Source organism: Paenibacillus sp. 1SOY10, from assembly GCF_056836745.1.
This window is the reverse complement of the sequence record NZ_JBXENK010000005.1, coordinates 240,871-255,884: the sequence shown is the minus strand read 5'-3', so window position 1 is coordinate 255,884 and position 15,014 is coordinate 240,871. Positions and strand designations below refer to the sequence as shown.

Here is a 15,014-nt window from a genome sequence, read left to right as displayed (position 1 = left end):
CTGAGAGCTTGAGAACAGCAAGCACGCCCCAGTAAGCAGCTAAGGAACAAAATGGGTTATCGCCCCGTCGATAATCCATTTTGTAGAAAAGAGGGAATCACATGTTTGGAACCCTGTCCTACAAGATGCAGAAGAATTGGATTATCATCTCCTTCCTGTTGGTGCCACTTACCCTGCTTCTGCTATTCACCTATTATCCCGCCGCCAAGCTGGTCATGTTCAGCTTCACCGACTGGGACGGGTATAGTCCGGAGAAGCCCTGGGTCGGCCTCGCTAATTACAAAGAGGTGTTCTCCAATCCAGATATCTTCGGCGTGTTCACCCATAACTTTGCTTATTTTGTCATGGGCATTCTGCAAAATATCATCGCTATCTATTTCGCGGTTATTCTGAACGGCCGCTTGCGCGGGCGCAATGGCTTTCGGCTACTGCTGTTCCTGCCCTATATTATGAATGCTGTCGCAGTGGCCTTTATGTTTGGCTACGTGTTCGACACCACCCAAGGTTCACTTAATCTGTTCCTGCAAAGTATCGGCCTGAACAAGCTCGGCGAGACCAGTTGGCTCGGAACGGCCGGGCTGGTGAACTATTCGCTGGCCTCTACCGGCTTATGGCGGTTCATGGGCTATAACATGGTCATCTATATTGCCGCGCTGCAAGCCATACCGAAGGACATCTACGAAGCTGCTCGTATCGACGGAGCAAATGGCCCGCAAACCTTCTGGCGCATCACCTTGCCAAATATGAAGCCGGTCATTCAACTGAACCTGTTCCTCACGGTGACGGGGGCACTGGAGGTCTTCGACCTGCCGTTTGTGTTGACCAAGGGCGGACCCGCCGGGGCCAGCCAGACCTACGTTCAGCGGGTCATCGACACGGCCTTTGCTTATAGCCATTACGGGCTGGCCTCGGCTATGAGCATTATTTTGCTGCTGTTTGTCATTGCCGTCGTAGGTTTGCAACAATTTGTACTTAGCCGGGGAGGGAACAGCAAATGAACACGCGTAAGCTTTCGCTAATGGATGGCCTCAAATATCTGACACTGCTGATCGGGGTATTTGTCGTACTCTTCCCTCCTTATGTCGTCATTGTTAACTCGTTCAAATCGGGTGAGGAATTCAACACCGCAAGTACCATGGCGCTGCCACGAAGCTTCTTCAACTTCGAGAATTTTCGCATCGTATTCGAGCGGGGTGGATTGCTCAGCGGATTCGGCAACACCCTGATCATCATCTGTGTCTCACTCCTATTTAACATCCTGTTTGGCACCATGGTGGCTTACGTGCTGGGGCGCTTCTCTTTCAAGCTGAAAAAAGTGGTGTTCGCCCTCTATCTGTTCGCTACAGTCATTCCCAGTATCACCACTCAGGTTGCCACCTTCGGTGTAATCAAATCGCTGGGCCTATACAACACGCTTGGCGCGCCCATCATCTTGTATATCGGGGCCGATGTCATTCAGATCATCCTGTACCTGCAATTCATTCGCAATATCCCCGTCGATCTCGACGAGAACGCCATGGTGGAAGGTGCATCATTGTTCCGCATTTATCGCTCGATTATTTTCCCACTCCTGACGCCAGCAACGGCCACCTTGATTATTTTGAAAACGATCAGCATCTATAATGATATGTACACGCCCTATCTCTATATGCCAAAGCAAAGCCTGGGCGTGGTGACTACGGTACTCATGCGCTTCCAAGGGGTCAACGTGGCGGATTGGAACCTGATCAGTGCGGCTATTTTGTTAATTCTGCTGCCTACCGTCATCCTCTACTTCTTCTTGCAGAAGTATATCTTTGAGGGCGTCACCAGCGGGGCTGTAAAATGAAGCTCTGGCGAAAATTGTGGCTACCCTTTGCCAACCTGTCGATGCAGAAGAAGCTGGTCATTATTTTCGTCTTCCTGATCTCGTTACCCATCACCTATTTCAGCTATAGCTCCTATCGGTCCAGCTTTGAATTGGTGCTAGGCAGCACGACGGATGCCGCCAATCTGATGACGGACAATGCCATGGATAAGGTAGACCGGTACATTGCCGACCTCAAGCGCTATACCCTGCTCCCGCTGTATAATAAAGATGTGCAGAAATATCTGGATCAGCAAGGAACCGATTGGGATAAAAACACGACGATGGATATGTTCCTGATGTACGTGAACAACACCAAGGAAGAGATTCTGTCCACCTATCTGGTGGATCGCTATGATACCGTCTTCTATTACCGCAGGTCCGGCATTAACGTGTTGTACCCGGAGACCCGCATTACACAGTGGAAGAACCTGACCCGGCAGTCCGGCTCTGCGCCCGTGCTGTCGGGCACACACCTGATCCGCGCCAATGATACGGAAGAGCGACAGGTATTTACGGTTGTTCGCGCAGTTCAGTCTACCAGCACACTGAGCCATATCGGATTGATCGCCATCGATGTCGACAGCAGCTTGCTGGAAGATATTGTTGCGCCGCTGGGGGCTGTTACCCATGGCGATGCCCTGATTATCGACGAGGAGGGCGATGTCGTATATAGCAGCGCCTCCTCCAGGTGGGAAGGTAATCTGAGCGCGAGCCCCTGGCTCACCGGAGTAACCGGGGAACGAGGCAGCTTCGAGCTGGATATAGACGGGGTTCCCTACATCGCCGTGTACACCGCATCAATACATACTGGCTGGAAGACACTGGTCTATATCCCCTCAACTGAGTTGCTGGCACCCATGAAGCAGAACCGCGACAAGCTGATGATTACGTCATTGTCGATTATTTTGCTCGGCCTGCTGGTGTCCATCATCCTGTCCTATGCACTGACCAAGCCGCTAAAGACCACCGTCCAATTGATGAAGCAAGTGCAGCGCGGCAAGCTGGATGTCGCCGTTCAAGTTAAATATAATGACGAAATTGGTATGCTGGGCAGTCACTTCAATCGCATGATCTCCCGCATCAGAGAGTTGCTTGAAGAGGTGGCCCAAACGGAAAAAAGCAAACAACAGGCGGATATGCTGGCCCTGCAAAACCAGATCAATCCGCATTTTATATATAATACACTGGAGTCAATTCGCATGCTGGCCGAACTGAACGATGATGATCAGGTTGCCGACTTAACCTACCTACTCGGTCTCCTGCTACGGTACAGCATCACTCGCAGCGCTGACGAACGCTCCACTATCGGCCAGGAGATTGATCATGTTCGCAATTATTTATTGCTGCTCCAGATTCGGTTCCCGGGCAAATTTAACTTCAATTTCCATATTCCGGTCGACTTCGCTCCCCTGTCTATCATCAAGCTGGTGTTCCAGCCGATCGTGGAGAACGCCGTCTTCCATGGTCTGGAGAAGTGCGAAGGTGCAGGAACAATCACCATTCGTGCCTGGCGAGAGCATCGGGATGCCGTCTTCACGATTCATGATGATGGCATTGGAATGACAACGGAACGGCTGGAAGACCTGCAGCACAGCCTCAAGGATGGGAAGACCGATAAGTTCGGGATCGGCCTGCGCAATGTTCATGAACGAATTCGTCTTCACTACGGACCTCGTTCAAGCCTGACGGTCAGCAGCAGGCCAGGGGAAGGCACCACCGTGACGCTACGAATCGCTGATTTGTCCAACTTGAATAGTTAGCCTTGAAAAGGAGGGATTACCCTTGCTGCATATTGCCATCGTGGATGATGAAGCTTCGATTCGGGAGGGCTTGGGAAGAATCGTCGGCAAAGAGAGCGAGCAGTTTGTCGTTACCGGCTTATTCGCCAACGGTCAGGAACTACTGGACCGCTTGCAGCTTCAAGATATCGAGGTCGATGTTGTCATTACCGATATCCGTATGCCGATCGTTGATGGGCTGGAGCTAATCGGGCAGATCAGGACTCTATACCAAGGTATCCGTTGCCTGCTGATGAGCGGTTTTACCGACTTTGAATATGCCAGGCAAGCGCTGCGTTATTCGGCGGTAGATTATTTGCTAAAGCCGATTAATAAAAAGCAGCTATTCACCTTGCTGCACAAGCTGGAGGAGGAGAGGGAGGCTGGACATCATCAGGCTCAGCGTCTACGACAAGGGCTGCTGCTCTCCTTTCTCAATAATGAGCCCGAGCTATGCTCGAAGCTGCCAGAGCTAACGTTGCCATGGCCCTATTTTGTCGTATTCGCCTTGAAGGGCACCACAATCGAGCCATTGCACAATGCGCTGGAGCAGCTACCGGGCCGTTTGTTCCGGAGCTGGGACCTGGTGGAGACCGGGGAGCAAGTAGTTGCTCTTATTGGCTACTCTGCGGAAATGCCTGAGGAGAAGCAGCTATGGGATATAGCTCATCAATGGCAAGGAATGCTACTAGGCAGCAGGCTGCTCGTTGGAACAAGCCCAGGCTACCAACAGCCCGCTCTGCTGAGCCAGGCGTATCATGAAGCCCTGCAGGCCTGCGAGCTTGGCATCTACGATGAAGCGGACTGGAGCTATCACCATTATGGAGCCGCAGATGAGCGTACAGCAGGCCATGGGGAAGCAGAAGCTACGGCGTTGTTCGCCCATAGCCGGGAAGAGCTGATTCAGAAGCTGCAAATTCTGGAGCTCTCGCAGATCGAAGCCTGTTTGCAGCACCTATTGGCGTTGTCCCGAGAACAGAGGCTGTCCCAGAAGACCATTGTCCTTCTATGCCGCCTCGTTCTGGATACGGCTGCCGCCGAGGTTCAGGAATGGAGCCAATATAGCGAATTATCTGCCCCAAGAAGAATACTAGATGCGCTTAGCGCCTCCCTCCGATTTGATGAAATGCAGACGCTGTTTATCTCGGAATTCATTCGTATCTTAGGAAGGATTCGCCGCACTCGTCTGGAGCAAGCCGGGAAATCGGTTGAGACCGTCAAACGCTGGATTGCCGAGCACTATCATGAGCCAGCGGAGCTCAGCCAATTAGCCGGGCTAGTATTCCTCACCCCCACTTATCTGAGCAAGCTGTTCAAGGCGGAGACCGGGATGACCATTACGGATTATTTAATCGAGATAAGGATTAATCAAGCCAAGCTTTTATTACGTGAATCCTGTAGCCTGAAGGTTCATGAGATCGGCAGCAAGGTGGGTTACCCTGACCCCGCTTACTTCAACAAGCTGTTCAAGCGTATAGTTGGTGTCACCCCCAACGAGTACAAACGAATTTCCCGATAAATCCATATCTTCCTGTCACATGCAAAAAAATAATGATATTCCTCCGTGAATCATAGTATGATGATGGCGAAAGTCTATCATCTACGCATTCATGAAAGGGGTTTCATATGCGGAAAGTCTGGATTATTTATTTGCTGCTGATTGCTTGCTTTGCCTTCTATGTGCTGGATTACCGCGCACAAAGCCAAGTCAATGATCAACGGGCCATGGGTGGCTTGCGAGGGAGCATGGACGAGAAATATGTCATGGTCACCTTTCAAATGGGCATCGACTATTGGAAGAGCTGTCTGAAGGGCTTTGAGGACGCGGCTCAAGGGCTCAATGTATCGGTGGAGTATCGCGGCGCTACCCAGCGCGATGTTCATGAACAGCGGACCGTTCTGGAACAGGTCATTGCCAAGAAGCCCGCTGGCATCGCTATATCCGCCATGCATGCCGAGGAACTGACGGCGACGATTAACAAGGCCGTGGAGGCAGGCATTCCGGTGGTGCTCTTTGATTCAGATGCCCCCGGAAGCCGGGCTTATTCCTTCCTGGGGACCAATAACTATGCAGCGGGAGTAGAAGCCGCTGGCAAGATGGCCGAGCTTACCGGTGGACAGGGGAAGCTCGCCATCATCACCGTGCCTGATCAGCAGAATCATCTGGATCGGACACAGGGCTTTGCCGACACGATTGCCGCCAAATTTCCCAATTTGAGCATTGTCGTCATCAAAAACGGCAAGGGCGACCCCCTCTTCTCCCGCCAGGCCGCGGAAGAGATTCTGGGGTCCTTCCCGGATGTGGCCGGTATCTTCACCACAGAAGCCAACGGGGGAATTGGCGTGGCAGAGGCAGTGCGCGAATTCAGGCCCGTTGTTGCGGGACCGAGAATTGTCAGCTTCGATACGGACAAGGGAACCCTCGACCTGGTCAAGAGCGGAGACATTAACGCCACCATGGCCCAAGGCACCTGGAATATGGGTTATTGGGCCATGCAGTTCCTGTTTTCGCTGAACCATAACATGAACGATACCCGCAATCCGGGCTCCTTGCGGGTGCCGGAGCAGGTGGATACCGGTATTACCGTCGTCACCCGGCAGAATGTGAATGATTATTATGCGAAATAGACGCACGGAACGTCCCTGGGAGCTCCGCCGCTTTCTGCTAAATAACTTGCCAATCCGCTATAAGTTAATCGTGCACTTCCTGCTCATCAGCATCCTCCCCTCCATCGGGCTGGGCCTGCTGACGAACTGGACGGTGGACCGCATTATCGAGCGACAAATTACGGATACCACCCTGCAACTGATCAGCAAGGTCAACCATTCCCTGGAGACGTATGTGGAGAATTTGCAGAACATGACCTATTTTATTTCATTCAATCCTGAAGTACGGCGCTTTCTGGAAGGCAAGCGGGGCCTCGCTGACGAGAATGTGCTGACGACAACAGCAGAGGAGCGGGCGAATATCACGGCAAGCTTGCCTTCCCCCCTGTCTTTCAGTGATACGGATACCCCCGAGCAGTTACTGGAGGCTGGCAACGAATACTATGAAATTCGCAAGTTTCTGCAAGGCTTCACGACGCTGCATTCCGAGGTGGCTGGCATTCTGATCATGAACAGTCAGGGTCAGTATATCAGCAACGAAATGTATGCCCGCACGGATGAGAGCTTGACCCGGGAAAGCTGGTATGCCGAGGCTATACGGAATAAGGGGATTTTCAAAATCATCGGCCATCCCCATAATCGTAACGTTACGACGCACGTCAATTATCAGGATAGCGAGGTGGTGTCCGCTGTTCGGGCCATCCTCGATCCAGATACCCAGCAAGTCAAGGGCGTCATCCTTATTGACCTCAAGCTTCGTGTCATTGCGGAGACCGCCCAGGATGTACGGCTGGGCAAGACGGGATACTTGACCGTGATTGACGGTGAAGGCGAGTTAATCTATGCCCCACCCGATCCTTATATTGAGCGGATTCCACTGGAGCATCTTGATCCTTCCGGTTCGGGAACCTACTCGGAGCGAATCGGCGGCCGGGACTTCCAATTCGTCTACCGGCATGCCACGTTCCCCGACTGGACCACCGTCGGTATCTTTCCTATGGCGGAATCGGCGGCCGAGATGCGAGAAATCCGCTTCTATGTCGTCAGCTTCGTCTTTATCGTTTGCCTGCTGGGGATGACCGCCTCCTTCTACCTGGCTCACTCCATCTCAAGACCGATTGGGCAATTGGCCTCCTTCATGCAGAAGGCCCAGTCCGGCGACCTTACCATTCGCCATTGGAGCGATCGCACAGATGAAGTCGGCTTGCTGGGGCGCCAGTTCAATGCCATGCTGCTACAAATTCATCGGCTGCTCTCCTTGACGGAGCTACAGGAGCGGCAAAAACGGGAGGCGGAGCTGCGTAGTCTTCAAGCTCATATCAAGCCGCATTTTCTGTATAATACCCTCGACACCATTCACTGGATGGCTCGCCGCCGGGGAGCTGAGGATATCGCAGAGATGGCTGAAGCGCTCTCCAAGCTATTCCGCATCGGACTTAGCAAAGGGAACGATATGATCCCGCTAAATGATGAGGTAGAGCATATCCGTAGCTACTTGCAAATTCAGCATGTGCGCTATCAGAATAAGCTGGATTACACACTGAGTATCGACCCCAAGATTCAGGATGTCCACGTGCTCAAGCTGATTCTTCAGCCCATCGTGGAGAATGCCATTTACCATGGAATCAAGGAACGGCGTGGACCGGGACTGATTACCGTAGATGCCTCCGAAGAAGACGGCATGCTGGTCATGACGATTCGGGATGATGGCAAGGGAATTCCCCCGGACAAGCTCGCTGTCCTGCAAAGGAAGCTGCAAGCGGCCGCCACCGTCAAGGCGGATGGGCCAGAGCAAGCCTCGTCTACCCTGGACCCTGCGGGCGAGAATCAGCAAGGCTACGGGATGGTCAATGTCCAGGCCCGCATTGCCTTGACCTTTGGCAGTAAATACGGTTTGTCGATCCAAAGTGAAGAAGGTCAAGGGACAACCGTTACCGTACTACACCCGATTATTCGGGAGAATCGAGCTTGGATCGGAGGGTATGGAACATGAGTGATTTCCGCTGGAAAGTGCTGATTGCAGATGATGAGCTGATTATCCGTGAAGGTATTCGGGAGAGCGTCGATTGGGAGCAGTTGCGAATGACGGTAGTGGCCGAGGCTGAGGATGGCGAGGAGGCTCTTGAATTGGCGCTGCGCCACAGCGTTCATATTCTGCTCGTCGACTTGAATATGCCAATAATGAACGGCATTGAGCTGATGAAGCAGGTTCGCGAGAAGCTGCCGGAAGCCAAGCTCATTATTATTACCGGTCATGATGAGTTCACCTATGCCCAGAAGGCCATCCGGTTGCAGGTGAAGGACTATATTCTCAAGCCAGCCAACCCCGCCCAATTAGAAAAGGTGTTGCGGCAGGTTCGCGGCGAGTTGGAGGAAGAAGCGACAAAGCAGCAGCATTTGCAGACGACGTCCCGGCATATCTCGCGCAGCTATCCGCTGCTGCGGGAACGGTTCTGTCAGGAATGGATGGAAGGTAGCTTGACGGAAGCGGAGATTATGGAGCAGTTGCAGTTCCTGAAGCTGCCGGAAGCCAGTCCCGATTGGCTGGGCGTCATTCGCCTGCCCGAGCCCGGCGGCTCTCCCGCCGCCCTGAAGGACGATGAGCGGCAGCTTTACTGGTTTGCGGTAGAGAATATCGCCGCCGAGTGGCTTGGCCCCTATCCCAAGGTAATGTTCCGTGATCCCTTCGGGTTATTGGTGATTCTCCTCTGGGGTCTGGACGCCGAGAAGGACTTCCACCGCATTGAGGCTTCGGTACGGACGCATCTAAAGATCGCCGCGGAGGTTCACCTTGCGGAAGGCACTCGCAGCGTAATGGAGCTTCCGTCCATCTACCGGGCCAGCAAGGCCACCGTGATGAAGGAGGTGGTCATCTCCCCTCTGGTGCGCAGGGCGAAGCAATATATGCTGGAGCATTTTGCCGATAGCCAGCTTACGCTGGAGGGAATGGCCCAGGGTTTGCAGGCCTCCCCCGCTTATTTGAGCCGGATGATCAAGCAGGAGCTTGGCACCACCTTCGGCAGCCATCTTACCCAAATCCGCCTTCGCCGAGCCAGCAGGTTGCTCACCTCCACCTCGCTTACCATTGCCCAAATCTCGGAGCAGGTGGGATACGAAACCCAGCATTATTTCAGCACCGCATTCAAGCGCGCCACCGGCATTGCCCCGATGCAATATCGCAAGGGCGCCTTCGAAAGTGAGTCTGAAGAAGATGAATAAGATACGGGCCTATGCACAATTGCATAGGCCTCTTCCTCTCACCAACCTGGCATCATTTCACACGATTCCCCCCTTAAGCTGTCCTCATCAAAACCGTCCCTTTCCACTTTTTCGGAAAAGTAAAAATTTTATAAAAAGAGTAGTTTCTATGTAAATACGACCTCCCCCTTCTCTTGCTATACTCCCTAATGAAAACGCATTCATAAAACAAGTAGGGGGAATGAGTTTTGAAGAAGTCATTAGCAATGATACTGGCACTGGTACTTATGTTAGGCCTGACGGCTTGCGCCGGTGGCAACGGCAGTGGTGCAAGCGAAAAAGGAACGGTGGGTATCGCCATGCCAACCAAATCCTCGGAACGGTGGGTCGGTGACGGCAACAACATGGTCAAGGAATTTCAAGCGTTGGGCTATGACACCGACTTGCAATACGGAGAAGATGTCATTGAGAACCAGGTATCACAAATCGAGAACATGATTACCAAGGGCGTTAAAATTCTCGTCATTGCTTCCATCGACGGCGGCGCATTGACGGAAGTGCTGCAAAAAGCGCATGACCAAGGCATTCAAGTCATTGCCTATGACCGCCTGATCATGAATAGCGAGTATGTCGACTACTACGCTACCTTCGATAACTTCCAGGTAGGCGTACTGCAAGCCTCCTACATTGAGGAGAAGCTTGGACTCAAGGACGGCAAGGGGCCCTTCAATATCGAATTGTTTGGCGGGTCGCCGGATGACAACAACGCTTATTTCTTCTTCGACGGCGCCATGTCTGTTCTACAGCCGTATATAGATTCCGGCAAGCTGGTCGTTCGGAGCGGACAGACCAAGATGGAGCAGGTTGCTACGCTTCGCTGGGACGGTGCTACAGCCCAAGCAAGGATGGATAATTTATTGAGTGCGCATTACTCGTCAGAGAATGTAGACGCTGTCCTTTCTCCTTATGATGGCATTAGTATCGGCATTCTTTCCTCGCTTAAAGGCGTTGGTTATGGCTCCGGCAGCAAAGCACTACCCATCGTGACTGGACAGGATGCGGAACTCGCTTCCACAAAATCCATCCTTGCCGGAGAACAAACGCAAACGGTGTTTAAGGATACGCGGGAGTTGGCCAAGAAGGCTGTCTCCATGGCTTTAAGCATTTTGGAAGGCTCCGAGGCGGAAGTCAATGATACCGAAACCTATGACAACGGTGTAAAGATCGTTCCGTCCTATCTGCTGGAGCCCCAATCGGTAGATAAGGAAAATGTGGAAAGCCTGCTGGTGGAAAGTGAGTTTTACTCCAAAGAAGAACTCGGTCTCTAAGAGTAATCACAAGCATGCCCTAGCGGCGGACGGTTGATCATCCGGGCCGCCGCTATTTCACAACTATGAAGGAAAGGCCGGGTGACGACACTTGAGCGGAACGATTTTGGAAATGAGGGACATTACCAAGACGTTTCCGGGCGTTAAAGCGCTCAGCAACGTCAACCTCAAGGTAACAGAGGGAGAAATTCACGCCCTGTGCGGGGAGAATGGGGCCGGTAAATCCACGCTGATGAAGGTGCTCAGTGGGGTATATCCGCATGGCTCCTACGAGGGTGGTATTTACTTTGACGGGCAGCCCTGCGAATTCAAGGATATCAAGCAAAGCGAACAGGTTGGAATCGTCATTATCCATCAGGAACTGGCCTTAATTCCTTACCTCTCGATTGCGGAGAATATCTTCCTGGGCAACGAACAGAGCAAGCATGGCCTGATCAACTGGAACGAAACCACCATGAAGACGAAAGGGCTGCTGCATACGGTGGGGTTGGACGAATCACCAACCACCCGTGTACTGGAACTTGGGGTCGGCAAGCAGCAGCTAGTGGAAATTGCCAAGGCTTTGTCCAAGCAGGTCCGACTACTGATTCTGGATGAGCCAACGGCGGCGTTGAACGAGGACGATAGCGAGAACCTGCTGGCTCTTATTTTAGAGTTGAAGAAACAGGGAATTACGTCGATTATCATTTCGCACAAGCTTAACGAAATCAGCCGGGTAGCTGATTCTATTACAATTCTACGGGATGGTCAGACGATCCAAACCTTGGACATGAAGGTAGACCAGGTCACGGAAGACATGATCATTAAAGGCATGGTAGGCCGGGACCTGACCCATCGCTATCCCGAACGGGTTCCACAAATCGGCGATGTCATTTTTGAAGTACAGGACTGGGAGGCCTATCATCCCCAGCAAGAAGAACGCAAGGTGCTTGATGACATTAACCTGAGCATCCGTCAGGGTGAAATTGTCGGGATTGCCGGGCTCATGGGAGCCGGACGGACGGAGCTAGCTATGAGTATCTTTGGCCGCTCTTACGGACGTCATATCCAAGGCAAGCTGTTCCTGCACGGCCAGGAGGTTCGATTTGATAACATCAGCCAGGCGATTGAGCATGGTGTGGCTTACGTTACGGAGGACCGCAAGCAATACGGCCTGATCCTCATCGACGATATCAAGCGTAATATTTCGCTAGCCTCGTTAGGCAAGCTCTCCCGCCGAGGTGTCATTCATGAACAGGAGGAAGTGCTTATTGCCGAGGAATACCGCCGCAAGCTTAACATCAAAACACCAAGCATTTTGCAAAAAGCCGTTAACCTGAGTGGAGGTAATCAGCAGAAGGTCGTACTGAGTAAATGGATTTATTCGCAGCCGGAGATATTGATTCTCGACGAGCCGACTCGCGGGATCGATGTTGGAGCCAAGTATGAAATTTACTCCATCGTGAATCAATTGGCTAGCGAGGGTAAGGGCATTTTGTTCATCTCCTCCGAGCTGCCGGAAATTCTCGGGATGTGCGACCGGATTTACGTCATGAGTGAAGGCCGGATCACCGGGGAGGTCCGCCGCGAAGACGCCACACAGGAAGTATTAATGAAGTCCATGACTCGAGGCAGGGGGGAGACAGATGCAAGCAGTCAGCGAGCTCTTTAAGAAGAACATTCGCCAGTACGGCATGATCATCGCTCTAGTATTTATCACCATTCTATTTCAAATTTTGACCGAGGGGATTTTGCTCAAGCCACTTAATATTACGAATCTGATCTTGCAGAACAGCTATATTCTAGTGCTTGCCATCGGGATGGTGCTGGTTATTATAACCGGACATATCGACTTGTCCGTCGGCTCCATTGCCGCGTTCATCGGCGCTCTATCCGCCATCATGATGGTGGATTTGGAGCTCCCGGTGTATCTGGCAGTCATTTTATCCTTGGTAGCCGGTGGGCTAATTGGCGCCTGGCAGGGATTCTGGATCGCTTATATCAAAATTCCGGCCTTTATCGTAACACTCGCCGGTATGCTCCTGTTCCGGGGACTTACCATGATTGTGCTGGGAGGCCAGTCGATCGCACCGTTCCCGAAAACATTCCAACGCATCAGCTCTGGCTTTATTCCAGACTGGCTCGGTGGCGGCGAAATTCATCTACTTACGGTAACCCTTGGCGTTTTGCTGTCCCTTCTCTACATCTGGCAAGAGTTCAAGGATCGCCGCACACAGATCAAATACAACTTCGACACAGCACCAATCTGGATGTTCGTAACGAAGATTGCCCTGCTAGTTGCTGTCATCAATATCTTTACGTTCGTGCTCGCTACGTATAACGGGCTGCCGAATATTCTCATCATCCTCTTCTTCCTGATCGTCATCTACTCCTTTGTCATGAATCGGATGGTGGCGGGCCGGCATATTTATGCCATCGGTGGCAATGAGAAGGCCGCCAGCCTATCGGGAGTCAAGACCAAGCGGGTGACGTTCTGGGTATTCGTCAACATGGGGGCTCTGGCCGCTTTATCCGGCCTGATCTTTGCTGCTCGCCTCAATTCGGCGACGCCTAAGGCAGGCATCAACTTCGAGCTTGATGCCATTGCGGCCTGCTTTATCGGCGGTGCCTCCGCTTCCGGCGGTATCGGTACCGTTATCGGCGCCATTATCGGTGGCCTGGTCATGGGCGTGATGAACAACGGCATGTCCCTCATCGGCCTTGGCGTCGACTGGCAGCAAGGCATTAAAGGCCTCGTCCTGCTGTTAGCTGTAGCCTTCGACATCTACAATAAGTCGAAGACAAATTGATGGAGCAATAACCTCATTAATATTCAGCCAAAAACACCGAAACCGGATTATGGTTTTGGTGTTTTTTTAATATATGAATTGGAAATCTCCGTCCCAAATTCAAAGTTTGTATCCCTAATTCGCACCCTAGTGGGAAATCCTCCCGCTAATTTGCGCATATCGGCTGATTTTTGAAATTTAACTGGAAAAGCTCCCTATAAATCCGGGTTTTGGGTCCATTTCTGACGTTGAGGGCGATATTATATGGAGAATTTCCAGCTAATTGTTAATAAGGGCGAAAAAAGTAAGATTTAGCTGGAGGATTTCCTGTTAAATGGGTTGTTGGATTGTATTTAACATCAGATTCCTGACCGTCCACATTCGTGGCTTACAAATGCAATGAACAGTACCTGTATCCTATACATACAAAAACGGCGACTATCCTCCTTAGAGAACAATCGCCGTCCTTATAACAACCTGCTAGCTAATACAGACGTTGCTTAATATTTCGGCCAGCCCATCAACTTACGCTGCCTTCCTCCGGCTCAATGATAAGTCTTAATTGGGCGCAGTCTTCACGCAGCGGCTCCAAACGCTCCAGGTAATACAACAATGACTTGGTGATTACGCTTAAGGTCAGGGAATCCCTGGACTCTTTTTTGATCTCCGTGATGGCTTGAAGATAGTCCTTCATCTCTATTTCACTCAAAGAAGCTTGTTGCTTCACCACGGTCTCCATCCGGTGAAACAGTTGCTGTAATTGCCGCGATCTGAGAATTGGCGTAACCTCTTCCGGCCAATAATTCAATATCCACGAAGGTGTATCGAAGAGCAACGGCATGTTTGGCTTGTTCTCCTTAAGCCCTTCCACCAATACCCCAATTAGATATTCAATGTATATAGCAATCCTCCGGCAATGATCATGGGACAGGTTAGGCCCGACTACACGGGTATAATCCATCAAAACACTGGTTGCGATAAAGGTGACGTCTACAGCAAAGCTATCAATCTGCTCCTTGTATAAGTCGACGATACTGTCCTGTAACCAGGTAAATATCTTTCGTTCCAGCGTCATTGCCGCATTCTGAATACGTTCATTCTCATAGAAAGGCTGCGAAAGCTCCGTAAAGAAGTTCAAATAGGCCCGATGCTTGAAAATGTTCTCCAGATAAATCATAAGCAATTCGGTGATTCGCTCATTCTTCGTTAATTCGGAATTACGATAAAGCCGATAGACTTCCTCTTCCAACTCATCGCTAAATAGTTGAAATACCTCCACCAACAAATCTTCCTTGCCGGGAAAATACTTATAAAAGGAAGGCTTGGTCATACCGCTTGCCTTGGCAATCTCCTCAATGGTGGTCAGAGCAAAGCCCTTCTCTTCAAAGAGACAAAGCGCCGCCTCCATAATGACTCTTTTTTTACTCACATCCTAGGATCCCTTTCCGTTACAAATTCTCAGTAAACAGCTTGACCGGCCCTTCCT

Annotated in this window: 11 protein-coding genes; 10 read left to right on the top strand and 1 reads right to left on the bottom strand. The window is 51.4% G+C overall.

Going from position 1 to position 15,014, the window contains the following annotated elements; translation table 11 throughout:
• Nucleotides 1-101: 101 nt before the first annotated feature.
• The 10 genes from AC1VOR_RS15075 (at nucleotide 102) to mmsB (ending at nucleotide 13,549) form a co-directional block, all read left to right on the top strand.
• Complete coding sequence (locus AC1VOR_RS15075; protein WP_482618833.1) at nucleotides 102-998, top strand: carbohydrate ABC transporter permease; 897 nt, start codon at nucleotides 102-104, stop codon at nucleotides 996-998.
• Nucleotides 995-1,828 carry a carbohydrate ABC transporter permease gene (locus AC1VOR_RS15070; protein WP_482618831.1) on the top strand — a complete coding sequence of 278 codons (834 nt, stop codon included), beginning with the start codon at nucleotides 995-997 and terminating at the stop codon, nucleotides 1,826-1,828. Before AC1VOR_RS15075 ends, AC1VOR_RS15070 begins: the two co-directional genes overlap by 4 nt.
• Nucleotides 1,825-3,609 carry a cache domain-containing sensor histidine kinase gene (locus AC1VOR_RS15065; protein WP_482618828.1) on the top strand — a complete coding sequence of 595 codons (1,785 nt, stop codon included), beginning with the start codon at nucleotides 1,825-1,827 and terminating at the stop codon, nucleotides 3,607-3,609. Before AC1VOR_RS15070 ends, AC1VOR_RS15065 begins: the two co-directional genes overlap by 4 nt.
• Before the next feature lie 22 nt (nucleotides 3,610-3,631).
• Nucleotides 3,632-5,146, top strand: a complete 1,515-nt coding sequence (locus AC1VOR_RS15060; protein ID WP_482618826.1) for a response regulator — start codon at nucleotides 3,632-3,634, stop codon at nucleotides 5,144-5,146.
• Nucleotides 5,147-5,253: 107 nt separating this feature from the next.
• Complete coding sequence (locus AC1VOR_RS15055) at nucleotides 5,254-6,255, top strand: substrate-binding domain-containing protein (RefSeq protein ID WP_482618824.1); 1,002 nt, start codon at nucleotides 5,254-5,256, stop codon at nucleotides 6,253-6,255.
• Complete coding sequence (locus tag AC1VOR_RS15050) at nucleotides 6,245-8,227, top strand: cache domain-containing sensor histidine kinase (RefSeq protein ID WP_482618822.1); 1,983 nt, start codon at nucleotides 6,245-6,247, stop codon at nucleotides 8,225-8,227. The genes AC1VOR_RS15055 and AC1VOR_RS15050 overlap by 11 nt, the downstream gene beginning before the upstream one ends.
• Nucleotides 8,224-9,453, top strand: coding sequence for a response regulator (locus tag AC1VOR_RS15045; RefSeq protein ID WP_482618820.1), 1,230 nt, complete (start codon nucleotides 8,224-8,226; stop codon nucleotides 9,451-9,453). The genes AC1VOR_RS15050 and AC1VOR_RS15045 overlap by 4 nt, the downstream gene beginning before the upstream one ends.
• A 227-nt stretch (nucleotides 9,454-9,680) precedes the next feature.
• Nucleotides 9,681-10,760 carry a multiple monosaccharide ABC transporter substrate-binding protein gene (chvE, locus tag AC1VOR_RS15040; protein WP_482618818.1) on the top strand — a complete coding sequence of 360 codons (1,080 nt, stop codon included), beginning with the start codon at nucleotides 9,681-9,683 and terminating at the stop codon, nucleotides 10,758-10,760.
• A 91-nt stretch (nucleotides 10,761-10,851) separates the two neighbouring features.
• Nucleotides 10,852-12,411: a multiple monosaccharide ABC transporter ATP-binding protein gene (mmsA, locus tag AC1VOR_RS15035; RefSeq protein WP_482618816.1), complete on the top strand. Its 1,560-nt coding sequence runs from the start codon at nucleotides 10,852-10,854 to the stop codon at nucleotides 12,409-12,411.
• Nucleotides 12,386-13,549 carry a multiple monosaccharide ABC transporter permease gene (mmsB, locus tag AC1VOR_RS15030; RefSeq protein WP_482618815.1) on the top strand — a complete coding sequence of 388 codons (1,164 nt, stop codon included), beginning with the start codon at nucleotides 12,386-12,388 and terminating at the stop codon, nucleotides 13,547-13,549. Before mmsA ends, mmsB begins: the two co-directional genes overlap by 26 nt.
• Before the next feature lie 499 nt (nucleotides 13,550-14,048).
• On the opposite strand, the gene AC1VOR_RS15025 is transcribed toward mmsB, so the two are convergent.
• Nucleotides 14,049-14,957, bottom strand: a complete 909-nt coding sequence (locus AC1VOR_RS15025; RefSeq protein ID WP_482618813.1) for a TetR/AcrR family transcriptional regulator — start codon at nucleotides 14,955-14,957, stop codon at nucleotides 14,049-14,051.
• Between the last annotated feature and the right edge of the window lie 57 nt (nucleotides 14,958-15,014).